This is a genomic window from Streptomyces sp. NPDC086549 (assembly GCF_044746205.1).
GTDB lineage: Bacteria > Actinomycetota > Actinomycetes > Streptomycetales > Streptomycetaceae > Streptomyces.
Genome location: NZ_JBIVBS010000027.1, coordinates 55901 through 68572 on the forward strand (window position 1 = coordinate 55901; position 12672 = coordinate 68572).

At 69.2% G+C, this 12672-nt stretch carries 15 protein-coding genes and 3 pseudogenes; 13 read left to right on the top strand and 5 right to left on the bottom strand.

What is annotated here, in order from left to right:
- Entirely contained in the window at positions 1-1464 is a 1464-nt protein-coding gene (locus ACIPSA_RS46495) for a DNA polymerase subunit beta (RefSeq protein ID WP_402647120.1), read from the bottom strand.
- Positions 1465-1723: 259 nt separating this feature from the next.
- Here ACIPSA_RS46495 and ACIPSA_RS46500 point away from each other — a divergent pair, with 259 nt between their 5' ends.
- A complete protein-coding gene (locus ACIPSA_RS46500) occupies positions 1724-2983 on the top strand; it encodes a hypothetical protein (protein WP_402647122.1) in 1260 nt (419 codons plus the stop codon).
- 9 nt (positions 2984-2992) lie between these two features.
- Positions 2993-3562 carry a GNAT family N-acetyltransferase gene (locus ACIPSA_RS46505; RefSeq protein WP_402647125.1) on the top strand — a complete coding sequence of 190 codons (570 nt, stop codon included), beginning with the start codon at positions 2993-2995 and terminating at the stop codon, positions 3560-3562.
- Positions 3563-3719: 157 nt separating this feature from the next.
- Here ACIPSA_RS46505 and ACIPSA_RS46510 read toward each other — a convergent pair whose 3' ends face one another.
- The gene (locus ACIPSA_RS46510) at positions 3720-4349 is read right to left on the bottom strand and encodes a chloramphenicol phosphotransferase CPT family protein (protein ID WP_402647128.1); all 630 of its coding nucleotides are present in this window, start codon (positions 4347-4349) and stop codon (positions 3720-3722) included.
- A 43-nt stretch (positions 4350-4392) separates the two neighbouring features.
- On the opposite strand from ACIPSA_RS46510, the gene ACIPSA_RS46515 reads away from it, so the two are divergent.
- From ACIPSA_RS46515 to ACIPSA_RS46540, 6 genes are all read left to right on the top strand, one after another.
- Positions 4393-4827 (top strand): NUDIX hydrolase, encoded by a 435-nt coding sequence (locus tag ACIPSA_RS46515; protein ID WP_402647130.1) that lies wholly within the window; start codon positions 4393-4395, stop codon positions 4825-4827.
- 215 nt (positions 4828-5042) lie between these two features.
- Positions 5043-5990 carry an ATP-dependent DNA ligase gene (locus tag ACIPSA_RS46520; protein WP_402647132.1) on the top strand — a complete coding sequence of 316 codons (948 nt, stop codon included), beginning with the start codon at positions 5043-5045 and terminating at the stop codon, positions 5988-5990.
- A gap of 65 nt (positions 5991-6055) precedes the next feature.
- A complete protein-coding gene (locus ACIPSA_RS46525; protein WP_153546822.1) occupies positions 6056-6307 on the top strand; it encodes an antitoxin MazE7 in 252 nt (83 codons plus the stop codon).
- A 3-nt stretch (positions 6308-6310) separates the two neighbouring features.
- Positions 6311-6691 carry a toxin Doc gene (locus ACIPSA_RS46530; RefSeq protein WP_402647135.1) on the top strand — a complete coding sequence of 127 codons (381 nt, stop codon included), beginning with the start codon at positions 6311-6313 and terminating at the stop codon, positions 6689-6691.
- A gap of 213 nt (positions 6692-6904) precedes the next feature.
- The gene (locus tag ACIPSA_RS46535; RefSeq protein WP_402647138.1) at positions 6905-7111 is read left to right on the top strand and encodes a cold-shock protein; all 207 of its coding nucleotides are present in this window, start codon (positions 6905-6907) and stop codon (positions 7109-7111) included.
- Positions 7112-7268: 157 nt separating this feature from the next.
- On the top strand, positions 7269-7475 hold the full coding sequence (locus ACIPSA_RS46540; RefSeq protein WP_402647141.1) for a DUF6417 family protein: 207 nt from the start codon (positions 7269-7271) through the stop codon (positions 7473-7475).
- A gap of 101 nt (positions 7476-7576) precedes the next feature.
- Here ACIPSA_RS46540 and ACIPSA_RS46545 read toward each other — a convergent pair.
- Positions 7577-7681, bottom strand: a pseudogene (locus ACIPSA_RS46545) (DUF6233 domain-containing protein); the annotation flags it as partial.
- Here ACIPSA_RS46545 and ACIPSA_RS46550 point away from each other — a divergent pair.
- The 5 genes and pseudogenes from ACIPSA_RS46550 (at position 7637) to ACIPSA_RS46570 (ending at position 11250) form a co-directional block, all read left to right on the top strand.
- The gene (locus tag ACIPSA_RS46550) at positions 7637-7912 is read left to right on the top strand and encodes a hypothetical protein (protein WP_402647216.1); all 276 of its coding nucleotides are present in this window, start codon (positions 7637-7639) and stop codon (positions 7910-7912) included. The pseudogene ACIPSA_RS46545 and the gene ACIPSA_RS46550 overlap by 45 nt on opposite strands.
- A gap of 43 nt (positions 7913-7955) precedes the next feature.
- The gene (locus ACIPSA_RS46555) at positions 7956-8945 is read left to right on the top strand and encodes a hypothetical protein (RefSeq protein WP_402647210.1); all 990 of its coding nucleotides are present in this window, start codon (positions 7956-7958) and stop codon (positions 8943-8945) included.
- Between the two features lie 29 nt (positions 8946-8974).
- Positions 8975-9418, top strand: coding sequence for a DUF6292 family protein (locus tag ACIPSA_RS46560; protein WP_402647143.1), 444 nt, complete (start codon positions 8975-8977; stop codon positions 9416-9418).
- A gap of 366 nt (positions 9419-9784) precedes the next feature.
- The gene (locus ACIPSA_RS46565) at positions 9785-9967 is read left to right on the top strand and encodes a hypothetical protein (RefSeq protein ID WP_402647145.1); all 183 of its coding nucleotides are present in this window, start codon (positions 9785-9787) and stop codon (positions 9965-9967) included.
- 372 nt (positions 9968-10339) lie between these two features.
- Positions 10340-11250, top strand: a pseudogene (locus tag ACIPSA_RS46570) (IS5 family transposase).
- A gap of 63 nt (positions 11251-11313) precedes the next feature.
- On the opposite strand, the pseudogene ACIPSA_RS46575 reads toward ACIPSA_RS46570, so the two are convergent.
- A pseudogene (locus ACIPSA_RS46575) lies at positions 11314-12032 on the bottom strand (transposase).
- 12 nt (positions 12033-12044) lie between these two features.
- Positions 12045-12500 carry an SUKH-3 domain-containing protein gene (locus ACIPSA_RS46580; protein ID WP_402647148.1) on the bottom strand — a complete coding sequence of 152 codons (456 nt, stop codon included), beginning with the start codon at positions 12498-12500 and terminating at the stop codon, positions 12045-12047.
- Positions 12501-12672 lie beyond the last annotated feature (172 nt).

Here is a 12672-nt window from a genome sequence, read left to right on the forward strand (position 1 = left end):
TCACCTGCCGGCCGGGGTGTGCGTCCGGGCGGTTGCGATGGCGCGGCCGGCGGCGATGCCCATCATGGCGGCCTGGACGATGCCCTGGGCGATGCCGGCCGCATCGCCGACCACGTGGACGGGCAGGTGGGGAACCTCGCAGTCGGCGTCGATGGCGGGTTTGTCCCACAGGAACTCCAGTTCGGGACCGACCACCAGGACGTCGTCCAGGACATCGTCCACGGCCAAGCCCAGCCGGGAGTGTTTGAGGATCGATCCCATGAACCGCTGGAAGCCGGCGCTGAGGCTGGCGTGCTCGGCTTCGGTGAACAGCTGGTCGACGGGTCCGGCGGTCAAGTCCAGCACGGACGGCTGGAACGGCATGTGCGCCTGCAGTTGCGGCCACGTCTCGGCGTCCGGGTGGCGGGCGAGGAAGCCGCGCAGGCTCTGTGCGAACGGACGGCCGCCGGCGAGCTTGCGGTAGGCGGCGATGAAGGAGTCCCTGGCCTCCAGGGCATTGCCGCGGCCCTGGACCTGGCACAGCAGGCCGAAGTTCGACGCCAGCGGCCGCTCCCCGCAAGGCCGCTCGGTGGTCTCGTGCCCGTCCAGGGTCAAGACCGGCTCCCCGAAGGCCCCCTGGTAGTTCGTCACCTTGATCCGGCCGCCATTGTCTCCGCCGCAGAAGCAGAAGCTCTTGATCTTCTGGGCGTGGTCGAGCTGGGACACCTTCAGGTCCGGGTGCTCCTGGCCGATCGCCTTCAGCAGGCCCACGGCCATCTCCATACGCACCCCGACCGAGATGTCCGGTAACTCGGTCGGCACCTTGAGCTTTTGGAGCAGCGCAGTGGTGGAGGTGACGCCGCGGCGGCCGGTCGCCAGGACCAGGTGATCACAGCTGATCCGCCGCTCCTGGCCCCGGCCGGTGCGGACGGTGAGCTCCAGGCACCGGCCCTGCTCCTGGACGTCGACGAGTTCAGCGGTGTGCCACAAGTCGACGTCGCGGATGAGCAGATCGTGCCAGCCGGCGATGACGGAGCCGAGCTCGCTCTCGCTGAGAACCGCGACCGGATACTCACGGATCCGGAGCTGGTGCGCGGCGAACGCGTCGACGGCCCGGCCCGTGAGGTGCTCGCCGAGCAGCTCGGGCCTGTGGCCGAGCGGCTCCGTCAGCCAGCCGAACGCGGTCTCGCACAGCTCGCCGGCCCGGTCCGCGCCCAGGTGCGTCACGAGACGGCGCCCGGACGGCAGCAGGCTGAGTTTCGCGCCGTCGCCGTAGTGCATGCAGCCGCCGAACCCGCTGACCACATTGCAGATCCCGGCGCAGCCGGTGCACCTGCGGCCGCGGTCGACCGGGCACGGACGACGCCGGAAGGGGCGGCCTGCCTCCAACAGCAACAGACCCGTGCCGGGCGCGGCCGCCCGGATGGCGCGTGCGCAGGCCAGGCCGGCCGGCCCGGCTCCCGCGATGACGACATGCTGGTGCATCGAATACCCCCAGGAACTCCGGTTGCCAGCGCGCGCGCCGGGCTGAAGGCCCAAGGACGCGGCACCCCCGGCAATGCCGCCGGGCCGGGGATCAGAAAACCGCCAGAGCACAGACTGAGGCGATGTCAGCCGACCCGGAAATGCCGATGAAATCGCCGCCCTTGACCAGCCATTTCCAACCCCTTGGGCCTGCCACCGCATGCGTCCGGTTCGCTACCGTCAAAGCAACGGTTCGTCGTAGCACGGCGCGGGGGTCCCCATGCGAAAGCCGAACAACGCCTTCCGGCGGTTACGCGAGGAGGAATGGAAGATGGGCCGCCGCGAGGCAGCCGAATTCCTCGTCAAGCAGTCCATCGAGCACGGCGAACCGGTCCACTGCGTCACACGGACGATCGCCACCTGGGAGGACGGCACCACCGCCTGCCCCTCACCGCCCTACCGACGCCTCCTCCACAAGATCACCGGCCGGACCGTCGCCCAGCTCGGATTCACCCCGCCCACCAGCGAAACGGCCGAAAGCGAAGACGATATGCGGCGACGCACCATGCTCCTGGGGACCGGCGCCTCCCTGCTGACCGCCGCCCGCCGCACCCCCTCGAACGGCCCCGCCCTCGGCAGCGTCCACCTCCAGCAGCTCCGCGACACCGAGCACGCCCTGTACGCCCAGGACCGTGACCACGGCTCCGCCGAACTCAGCCGCCAGGCCGCCAGGGCACTCGCCACCGCACACACCTGGCTCCGGCACGGCAGCTACACCGAACCCCTGGGCCGCCACCTGCAGTCAGCCACCGGCAACCTGTCCGTCGCCGCCGGCTGGCTCGCCCTCGACTCCGGCCGCCCCCACGACGCCCGCTCCCTCTACACCGAAGCCCTCGCCAGCGCCCGCTACGCCGACGACCCCCGCCTCGAAGCACACGCCTTCGCCTGCCTCTCCCTCCTCGCTCACGCCACCGGCCGCCCCCACGAAGCCGTCACCACAGCCCAGGCCGCGCAATGCCTCGTCTCCCCTCTCGGCTCCCCCCGCTGGCTCTCTCTCCTCGCCATGCGCGAAGCCCGCGGCTGGGCCCTCCAAGGCGACCACGCCCTCACCGACCAAGCCCTCATCCACGCACACAACCTCTACGCCCAAGGCCCACGCGACGCCGACCCCGACTGGCTCACCTTCTACGTCCCCGCCGAACTCGCCGGCCTCGAATCCCTCTGCCGCGCCGACCTCGGCCAGCACGAACGGGCAACCGCCGGAGCCGAACAGACCGTCATGCTCTTCGCCGACAGCCACCCCCGCAACCAGGCCCTCTACACCGCCGACCTCGCCCTCCACCACGCCCGCAAAACCAACCCCGACCTCGACGCCGCCGCCGACGCCGCCCACCGCACCCTCGCCTACCTGCCCGACGTCCGCTCCGAACGCCTCCTGCGCTCCCTGCGCGACATCGCCGGCACCCTCAAACCCCACCACCGCACCCGTGTGGTCGCCGACTATCTCGACACCTACCGAGCCGCCCTGCCAGCCGCCTGAAGGACACGCATGCCCGCCTCCACAACCCTGTGCCGCTACGGCCCTGGCGACGTCGAGCTCCTCCTGGACACCCTCGTCGACACCTGGGCCGACGCCCACGCCGAACACCCCGACGTCGCCGACGCCGGCTTCACCCCAGATGCCCTGCGCCGGCAGATCACCGGCCACGCGCGCCGCGACGACTTCACCCTGATCGCCGCCTACGCGGCAGGCCTCCTCGTCGGCTACGGCTACGGCTTTCGCTGCACACCCGCCTACTGGTACGGCGAAGAACTCCTGCCACACATCCACCCCGAAGACGCCCGCACCACCGACTCCCTCGCCGGAATCTGCGAACTCGCCATCCGCCCCGGCTGGCAGGGCCAAGGCATCGGTACCCAGATCCACCAGGCTCTCCTCGACGCCATGCGCCCCAGATGGGTCTCCCTGCTGGCCATGCCCGGAGCCCCCGCTCAGCAGCTCTACCGCAGCCTCGGCTACCAATACGCCGGACCGTACAAGACCGCCCCCGACGGACCTGTACTCGACCTGCTCCTCCTCCACGCCCCGCAGCCGGGACCATCCGGTCAGCCGGTGTAACCGCCCGAAGGCCGCTGGCTTCGAACGGGTCGATTGGCACCAGAGGAACGAGTCCTGTGGCCCCAGGTATCGATCATGGGGGCGCGATTTGAACGAGTATTTTGGCCCCACCCGTTGTCCGTGCTCGCCTGAGCCGGGGATTCGGATGGGCCAGGAGTCAGCCGACCGGTGGCTGATCGGCCGGGGGGTTCGCCTTCAGCTTCTCGAATGCGGTGGGGGCCGGGCGGTGCGGTAGGAAGTCCTTGATCTGTTGAGCGCAGTCGGCCGGACTGGCGGTGCTCGTGTCGCACTCGATGTCGTAGAGGCCGTGCGCATGGACCTGGGTGATCTGGCGTGCGGCCAGCCCCGGTGGGCGGTCTCCGCGCTCTTGCTCGCGTCGTTCCAGTTCCGGCAAAGGGCAGTGCACTCCGACCAGTACCACGTCTTCGGGGGCGAATAGGGCGACGCAGTCGAGAAGACGCCACTGCTCGCTCAGGACGTGGTCCACCACGATGTTGTTGCCGCCCGCAGCCATGCCGGCGACCGCGCGGTGGAAGCCCATCCAGGTGTGTCTGAGCACGGAGGGCAGTTTGTCCGGTGCGATGTCCCGCCGCGACCGCATGGCGTGGAAGGCGTCCACCGGCATGTGAAAGTACGTGTCGTCCAGGACCGCGAGGAGCGCCTTGGCGATGCTCGACTTCCCGGAACTCGATGTGCCGTTCAGGAAGATGATCAGTCCGCCGGATGGCTGCGAAGCTCTCGCTGAACCCGCAACATGGTGGGACTCAGCTTCTGCTGGAGTTGCCATCATCTTCCCCCGCTTCGTGCGCTGCCGTATCCGATCATGATGCATGCTCGGTCGTCGGCCTGACATCGATCTCCCGGTCGACGTCCGAGTCGCCGACGGCGGCTTCTGGGCCACACCGGGCGGTTCGCTGGAGCCGGGGGAGGACGACACCACGGCAACGCTCCGCGAGCTGCACGAGGAGCTCGGCATCGACAAGCACGCGGTCGAACTGGGTGTGCAGCTCGCGGAGCGCAGCAAGGACCACCTGGTCGGCGGACGCCAGGTCCGTCAAGTGGAGAAGTACTTCCTCGCCCGGGTCGGTGCGGACGCGGTCGACCCGGCCCGTGCCACGCAGCCCGACAACATCCGCGAATACCGCTGGTGGACCGCCACCGACCTGCGCCGCACCCAGGAGACGGTGTATCCCGTAGGCCTCGCTGACCTCGTTGCCTGCATCCGTGATGGCCGCATCCCCCAACATCCCGTCGTGCTGGCCTGATCCTTTGACCGATCGCACCGGATCAGCCGAGAAAGCACGGGCGGCTCGACTCGATGGCGAACTCGTAGACCAGGTACGTAGGCTGCCTTCGCTTCCGACGCCGAAGCACAGAACGGCGAAGTAGCCGGCGGAATGCAGCAGGAACTGCTCGCTGCCCTGCCGGGACGCGCGAGGAGGGACGCCGACCTACGCTGAAGGTCCCGCAGGAGGTCCCTGTGCCGCCCTTCACTCTGCCCGCCCCGCTCGCACTGGCCCGCGCGGTCGAAACAGTTCCCCAGGCGCCGGGCTGGATGCTGGAGCCGAAATGGGACGGCTGGAGATGCCAGATCCACACCGCGACCCGACGGATGTGGAGCCGGCATGGCACTGACTTGTCCCGCCAGTTCTCCGACGTCGCAGACGCTGCCGCCGGTTTGCCGGACGCCGTACTCGACGGTGAGCTCGTCGCGGTCCTCAACGACGGCTCCGGCGTGGCCTTCGACCGGCTGCAGAGCCGGGCCGGCCGCCGCGGCCCGCGGCGCGGCGCCGACTTCACCGTCCACGTCGCCCTCTTCGACGTCCTCGCCGTCGGCGACGCCGACTGGCGGCCTCGCCCGTATGCCGAGCGCCGCACCGAACTGCTACGTCTCCTCGAGGACGGCCCGGCCACCCTGCGCGCGGTGCCGACCACCGAGGACCGTGGGCAAGCCCTCAAATGGGTCGGAGCGCTCGCGGGCGTGGAAGGCCTGGTGGGCAAGCGGACCGACGCACCGTACACCGCCGGCCTTGCCTCGGGCTGGGTGAAGTGGCGCGAGCGCCACACCACCGAGGCCGTGGTCATCGGGGTGACCGGAACGACGCCGGCGGCGCAGGCCCTCGTGCTGGGCCGGCCAACGGGCGGCCGGATGCGGGCGGTAGGCGTGAGTCTTCCGCTCGCTCAGCCGGTGCGCCTGGCCGTGGCGCCGCTCCTGCACGCGGCCGGCGAGGAGATGCGTGAGCTGCCGGGCACGGTGGGCGGGCTGCCCGGCGCGGATCCGGTGCGCTTCTGGCCGGTCAAGCCGGAGGTCGTGGTGGAGATCGAGGTAGATCAGCCGCGGTTGGAGTTCGGCCGGTATCGACATCGTCCGCGTGTTCAACGGGTGCGCGGCGACTTGACGCCCGAGAGGCTCGACGAGGGGCACTGACGGAAAAGTAGCCGTAGTCCCGCGACTGGTATTCACGAAGGTACCCATGGGTGCATACTCGGGATATGGCTGACACCACCGTGAAGGTCGACTCCGAGACCAGGGACCGGTTCGCTGCGGTCGCCGCAGCCCGCGGACAGAGCGTGCGGGCCTACCTGGCCGAGCTGGCCATAGAGGAAGAGAACCAGATCAAGCTGAGTAAGGCGACGGCCGTGTTCCGCGAGATCATCGCCCGGCCCGGCCTGGCCGAAGCGTTCGACGAGGCCTTCCCTGACGACGCCCCGGCCCGGCGAAACACCGCGGGGCGGGCGGCCTGACCCTTGGAACTGCACATCGACATCCGGTGGCTCCTTGACCGACAGGAGGAACTACTCGGCAAGGAACTCGGGGTCCGGGACTACTCGGGCCTGGTGGCCGCCGTCGCTCGACACCGGGTGAACACGCCACAGCTGGACATGGGCGAGCCCGACGCCTACTGGCGGGCTGCCGCCCTGCTCGAGCAGCTGGTCCTGCTGCGCCCGCTGCCGGCCCGCAACGCGTACTTCGCCTATGGCGTGGCGGTGGCGTACATCCGGGCCTCCGGGGAGGAGGTCGACGACTCCTTCGAGCCGTGGCGGGACCTGATCACCGACATCCGCGCGCTGCGGCTCACCGTCTACGACATCGCTGACCGCCTTCGCTCCTGGCGTAGCAACGGGTGAACTGGGCGCGATGGGTGCGCTCGGGCGGCGATGTCCACCCTGAGGTGCTCGTGCAGCCCCGACCGGCTTCAGGAAGCCGTTGGCGATTTGCTGTCTGCCGATGCTTGGAGATCCACTCCATGAGGGGTATTCAAGGGTGAAGGCGGGCAGCGGCGGGCTGCCTCGGTCTTGGGCGTCGCTCGTGCGGCGGCGTTGAAGGAGAGAGTCATACCGATGGCAACGGGCGTGGTGAAGTGGTTCAACGCCGATAAGGGATTCGGGTTCATCCAGCAGGATGACGGCGGGCCGGACGTGTTCGTCCACTTCTCGGCCATCCAGTCCACCGGGTTCAAGGAGCTGTACGAGGGCGACAGGGTCGAGTGCACGGTGACGCAGGGGCCGAAGGGACCGCAGGCGGAGAACGTTCTTCGGCAGACGTGACACTGCCGGGGCATGCGTAGGGGCTCCGTCCCGACCGTGAGGTCGCTGGGACGGAGCCCCGACTGCTGATGCGCCAACAGCGTCCGGCTTCGGGTCGGGACTGCACCCGAACGTGGGGGAGTGTGACCGGAGGGCGGCCGGGTACGTTGCCGGGGTCATGGACGACTACGAGCACATGGACCTGAATGAGATCGACTTCGCCCCTGTCGAGGAGACGGGCGAGCGGCTGGCCCTACTGAGCCTGGAGGAGGCGCACGATCTGCTGCGGCTGCTGCTGGCGGTGGCCGCCGAGGACGGGGCGCTGTCCGCGGAGGCCAACCGGATCGCGAAAGAGATCGCCGCGCGGGTCCCCTCGGAGAACTGACGGCCCGCCCGCCGGCCGGGCGGGGTAGCTAAGTCGAGGATGCCGAGCTGGGCGTCGGGCTGGCAGTGAGTGCAGGCCTTGACGCCGGTTGCCAGGAGGCGGCGGGCGTCGTCCCGGCTGGCGGGGCGGCGGCGCTTGCCGGCCATGTAGCAGTCACCGGCGTGGACCTGGACGGGCGGGCGACCGATGCCGATACCCAGTTCCACGATCCACTCCGGCGGCTTGGGCCGATGGAGCCGGCCGTGTTCTTCCTCGGCCTTCCGCTGCTGCAGGGCTGCGATCTTGGCGTCGATGCGCCACAGCCACATGGCGTGCCACACACGCAAAGTGCGCAGACGGTCCAGGTCGGGAGGCAGGTCATCGAACACATTTTTGATTCTAGAGCCATGATCGGCTGCCACGCACTCGCGTGTTCGATTTTCCGTTCGATAATGTGAGGGGTGGGAGGTGGACCTGGTGAACACGGAAACGCAGCACGGCATGCAGCCGTCGGTGATGCATGTGCGCTGCCCGGAACGGCTGCTGGAGGAGACCTACCGGCAGGTCCTTGAGCTCCTGGCGGACCTCTCCCCGGTCGTTCAGGCCCTGCCTCCGTCCGCGGCGCTGGTGGAGCTCAAGGGCGCCCTGCGCTACCACGGCGTCGGCGCCCGCCGGCTCGGCGAAGTGTTGCGTGTGCGGGCCATCTCGCGCCTGGGCATCGATGTCCGGGTGGGCATCGGCCCGTCGATCACGGTCGCGGCCACCGCCTCCGGACAGATCACCGGCCCCGGCGGGGTCCTCGCGATCGCGCCCGAGCACGCCGCAGACTGGCTCGCCCCGCTGCCGGTTCAGGCCCTGCACGGCATCGGCCCCCGCCAGGCCGCCGCCCTGCACGACTACGGCATCCACAGCATCGGCCTGCTCGCCGCCGTCCCGCCCGCCACCGTGCAGCGCCTGCTCGGCGGCCGCGCCGGACGCACAGCCGCCGACCGGGCCCGCGGCATCGACCCCCGCCCCGTCGTCGCCCGCGCCCTGACCGCCTCGGCCTCCGTACGCCACACCTTCGACCGTCACACCCTGGACGGCGCCGCCGTACGCGCCGCCCTGCTCGACCTGGTCGTCCAGCTCGGCGTACTGCTGCGAGGCCGCAGCCAGGCAGCCCGCGCCCTCACCCTGACCCTCCGCTTCGCCGGCGGCAGCAGCTGGGAGAAGACCCGCCGCCTGCCCGAGGCCTCCGCACACGACGAGGACCTGCGCACCCTGGCCTACCAGCTGATGGACGCCGCCGGACTGCAGCGCGGCCGGCTGACCGGCCTCGCCCTCAAGGGCGAGGACCTCGTCGACGCCGACCAGGTCGCCGAGCAGATCAGCCTGGACCAGGCCCGCGAGTCCCGCCTCGTCGCCGAGGCTGCCATGGACCGCGTACGCGCCAAGTTCGGTCCCAGCCCGATCGGCCCCGCCACGACCGCCCCGCTGCACCGCGCGTCCTGACCCGTCCGTCCTGTCCAAGGAGGTGGCCGATGCTGCTCGAACCGCCCGGGCTGACCCCGGCAGGGCCGAAAAGGCTGCCGCACTGGCCCTACCTTGAGGCGGTCGACGATGCCCTCACCTGCCGCGGCATCCCGCCGGGCAAAGTCCGCATCGAACGCACCGGCCGCGAGTACGGCGAGCGGATGTACATCGTCCTCGCCTGGGATGTCAGCCGCACCGCCGGGCTAGGCGGCATCCGGCTCCACTGGCACGAGGAGACCGGCTGGGCCTACGCGATCACGGGCGCCAACCCTCGCATCAAAGGCCCCCGCCAGCCCCTGAAACCGCTGCTGCGGGTCTTCGCTGCACCCGATGACGTCGCCGAGGTGGCCGACCAGATTGTGGGTGAGGGGCGCAGGCCCGCCGGTGAGTACGGCATCGAGTGGGACGGGGCGAACGGCGTGCGGGCCGCGATCGACGCATTCCGTACGTGATCGAGGCAGACGAAGGAGTTTCTTTGCGTGAATCACCGATGCCTAGCTTGGCTCCAGCACGGACGTGCTCACAGCGGCTGATTGCCGTGGCCCCGTCCTGAAGAAGGCCGGGGCCATGTCGTACCAGCCGGAGTAGGCGCTGATGTTGTCCTGCACCGCGACGTGTGGACCAGCGACCTGAACGGCACTGACTTCACTGTCACTCGCAATTGACCGACCCGGCCGAGATCGGTGGGACCGGGCTGCCCACCCCGAAGCAGAAGGGCTTGCCCAGGCTCGGGCGGTGGCTTGTCCACCGTCTCCCGCCGCCCAGCCGACGGCCATGGTGGCGAAGTCTTCCGGATCGCCCGACGTAAATTCGGATGCATGAACGACTCCGTCAGACGCATCGATCCCTCGACCGACCCCGCGTCGGCAGCGATCATGCTCGGCTGCAACCCGAATCAGATCGGCCCATGCGCACGGTGCCAGGGACTCACCGTTCGGTACGGCAGCAACGCCCAGTTGATCTGCCCGGCCTGCCGCGCCAAGGACCAGGCACCCACCTAGGGCCTGTCTGACAAATGATCACCGAGCGTGTACGTGCTCGGTTCAATTGCCTTGCCGTCCTGGCACCGGCCAGTGATTCTGGGCAGGTGCCAGGACAGGGGAAGAGAAGGCGGCGGCAGGAGGACGCGCGGCAGCGGCTTGCTGCTCGCACCGCGCCGGACGCGGGGCAGTGGGAAGTGGTCGTTGAGACTCGGGACCAGGCGGAGATGCATTCGCGGTTGCGCCGTCTTCGGGAGGCAGGAGTCGACGGGTCGATGATCCGGATCGACACGCTGTGCGGGCGCCTCGCGCTGCCGACCACCTACCGGCTGAGCCGTTTCGTGACGGAGCCCGCACGGGAGTCCGAGCACGAGCACTCTGATCATTGATCTTGTGGCAGGTCGAGGTGAGTTGACGGATGCGGCGTGGGAGCGAATAGAGCCCTTGTTGCCGCGGGTGGATGGGCGTGGTCGTCCGTGGCGTGATCACCGGCAGGTGGTCAGCGGGGTGCTGTGGCGGCTGCGGACCGGGGCTCTGTGGCGCGATCTGCCCGAGCGGTACGGACCCTGGCAGACCGTCTACGAGCGGTTCGCCCGCTGGGAAGCGGACGGGACCTGGGCGAAGCTGCTGGAACACGTCCAGGTCCGCGACGACGCCGTGGGCCGGGTGGAGTGGACCGTTTCCATCGACTCCACGATCAACCGGGCCCACCAGCACGCGGTCGGCGCCCGCAAAAGGGGCCGCAGACGGGGATGAACTGGAAGATCCGGGCCGCTCGCAGGAGTGTCAGGCCCTCGGCCGGTCCCGGGGCGGGCTGACCACCAAGGTCCACCTCGCCGTCGACGGCCGCTGCCTCCCGCTGTCCATCGTTCTCACGCCCGGCAACGTCAACGATGCCACCGCCTTCGGCCAGGTCCTCGACACCATCCGCATTCCGCGCGCCGTTACGGGCCGACCACACACGACACCGGCGCGGGTGCTGGGCGACAAAGCGTATTCCAGCTGGGCGATACGCCACCTGCTGCGGCGCCGGGGCATCGTTGCCACGATCCCCGAACGCCGCGACCAGATGGCCAACCGCCGGCGACGTGGAACCCACGGCGGTCGCCCACCCGCCTTCGACAAGGACATCTACCGCGCCCGCAACGTGGTCGAACGATGCTTCGCCCGTCTCAAGCAGTTCCGTGCGATCGCGACAAGGTTCGACAAGCTCGCCGATCGCTACCGGGCTGGAATCGTCGTGGCAGCTCTGATCCTGTGGCTCCGCGAACCCGCCGGGTGATCATTTGTCAGACAGGCCCTAAGGGCTGTCCCGTAAATGATCTTTGAGTTGCTGGGGCAGGGTCGGGCGGGTGCGGTCCACTCGCCTATCCGGCGAGGGCGAGGTTGTGCATGCGGGCGATGCCGCGCATGGCGTGGTGGACTCCGTCGCCTTTGAGGCGGCAGTCGCGGAGGATCTTCCAGGTCTTCATCCGGGCGAAGACGTGCTCGACGCGGGCGCGGACCTGCTTGTGGGACTTGTTGTGCGCTTCCTTCCAGTCCCGGGATAGCCGCCGTCGGCGATCGTGAGTGTCCTGCCCACGGCGGCCTTGGCGCCTGATTCCTCCCACGCCTTGCAGTCGTTGCGGTTCCCGGGCAGCGGTCGCCCGACCATGACGACGAGCCGGGTGTCGGCGTCGATGACGACCTGGTGGTTGGTGGAGTACCGGTAGTTCTTCGACTGCGCAGCGATGGTGTGGTCGCGGGTGGGGACCAGGGTGCCGTCCACGATGAGCACAGTGTCCTTGGCGAACCGCTTGCGGGGCTGGAGCGCGAGCATCGGCCCGAGGTGGTCGATGATGCGGTCCGCTGCCGACTTGGACACCCCGAACAGCGGAGCGAGCTGGCGCATCGTCAAGTTCGTGCGCCAGTACGCCGCGACCAGCAGTGCCCGGTCCTCCAGCGGAAGGCTCCATGGCCGGCCCCTGCGGACCGCGTCTGCACCCTCGCGCCGCAGTACGTTCACCAGCTTGCCGAACAGGCGAGGGCTCAGACCGGTGAACGGGGCTATCCAGGACGGCTCCGACGCCGTGATCACACCAGCCACCACAAGATCGTCTCATCTGCCGGTGGGGCAGTTGGCGAGCCAGTCTGCTTGTTCTGCACGATTGACGCCGGCATCGCCGTCCACCACGTAGGCCAGTGCCTCCGCGAAGGTCGACCCCAGGAGCCAGAGGGAGTTCGGCCCGACGGCGACGACGCGCCCGCTGGCCGCGATATACGACCTGAACTGGACCGACCACATCCCCAGAGGGCTGTAGTTCTCTGCGTATCGGTGCCTCAGCTTGGACGCTTCCGCGTTGGTGTCGACGCAAGCGTCAACGGGGTCTATGTGCAGTGACGAGGCAGGGACGCGAGCGGGGCAGCTCTTGATCGTCAGCTCGCCGAACTCGGCCCAGACCCCGACCGCCGTGTCATTGAGCTCGAACCCAGCGGCTGTCAGTTGCTGTGCCCAGTCCCCTGCGGCGATTTTGCGGCCTGCTGTCCACCCAGCAACGCCAAGCGCGTCCAACACCGACGGACCACAGCCCGTCAACGACTGACTGATGTGTTCTATGCGTCCCCCTATCCCTCGGCTGTGTCTGTTGCCCGAAGTCTGCCGCACATACGGACCAGCAGACAGGGCTACCGGTCGCGGAAGGTACGGAGATCGTTTACGGGACAAGCCTTAGCCCCAATGCAGTTGC